Source organism: Gemmatimonadales bacterium (genome assembly GCA_030697825.1).
Taxonomy (GTDB): Bacteria; Gemmatimonadota; Gemmatimonadetes; order Gemmatimonadales; family JACORV01; genus JACORV01.
Genome location: JAUYOW010000003.1, coordinates 1 through 1,307 on the forward strand (window position 1 = coordinate 1; position 1,307 = coordinate 1,307).

The window sequence follows — 1,307 nt, forward strand, 5'->3', positions numbered from 1 at the left end:
GGGGCACCGGTATCTCGTGGTGGCGTGGACCCCGCGGGAGCGGCGCCGGACCCTCGACGACTGGCGGCGCATCGGCGAGTTGTTCACACGCGCGGGCGAGGCGGCCTCGCGCGAGGGGATCACCTTCGCGTACCACAATCACAATTACGAGTTCACGCCCATCGGCGGGCAGGTGCCGTTCGACGTCCTCCTCGAGGCGTCGGACCCCGAGCATGTGAAGATCGAGATGGACCTCTTCTGGATCCGGAGCGGCGGGAAGGACCCGCTCGCCTATTTCCGCCGGTGGCCGGGCCGCTTCCCGCTGGTGCACGTCAAGGACATGACCGCGGACGGGCGGATGGTGGATGTGGGCGCGGGCGTCATAGACTGGCGAGGCACCTTCGCGCGTCGCGCGCAGGCGGGGATCCGGCACTACTTCGTGGAGCACGACGAGCCGCCGGACCCGATGGCGTCCATCGCGGCGAGCTATCGGTATCTCAGCGGCCTGCGCGTGTAGCCTGGAAAACCGAGGACCTTTCCTTGCACCGACGTGGATTCCTAGGACTCATGGCTAGCGCGGCGGGCGCGCTGCCCTTCCGGCGCGGCGTCCGCGCGGAGGCGGCGCCTCGCACCGGCCGCCTGAAGCAGTCGGTGTGCCGCTGGATCTACGAGCGCATCCCGCTGGCCGAGTTCTGCCGCGCCGCCCGCGGCATGGGCCTGGTGGCCATCGACCTGCTCCAGCCTGAAGAGTGGCCGGTGGCGGCGGACAACGGCCTGGTCTGCTCGATGGGCTACCCGACTGCGCGGCGCGACTTCATCCGCACCGGCTTTAACGATCCCGCCAACCACCCGATGCTCCTGCGAGAGCTGGAGCAGACCATCCCCTCGGCCGCGAGGGCCGGCGTGCCCAACGTCATCGCGATGTTCGGGAACCGGCAAGGGAAGACCGACGCCGAGGGCATCGACAACTGTGTCGCGGGACTGAACCGGATCAAGGCGCTCGCCGAGGAGCGCGGCGTCACCATCTGCCTCGAGCTGCTGAACAGCAGGGTGGATCACCGCGACTACATGGGGGATCGCACCTCGTTCGGCGTGACGGTGGTGCGCGCGGTGAATTCGCCGCGGGTGAAGCTGCTCTACGACATCTACCACATGCAGATCATGGAAGGCGACGTGATCCGGACGATCCGGGACAACGCGGCCTACATCGCGCACTACCACACCGGCGGCGTTCCCGGCCGTCACGAGTTGGACGCCACCCAGGAGCTGAACTACCGCGCCATCGCCCAGGCGATCGCGGACACCGGGTTCACGGGCTACGTCGCGCA

General features: G+C 68.6%; 2 protein-coding genes. Both read left to right on the forward strand.

Annotated features, from left to right (window positions below; translation table 11 throughout):
* The coding region (locus Q8Q85_00140) for a sugar phosphate isomerase/epimerase (protein MDP3772657.1) at positions 1 to 496 on the forward strand (496 nt) is incomplete at its 5' end.
* A gap of 50 nt (positions 497 to 546) precedes the next feature.
* Positions 547 to 1,307: TIM barrel protein (locus tag Q8Q85_00145; GenBank protein MDP3772658.1), on the forward strand; the 761-nt coding region annotated here is incomplete at its 3' end.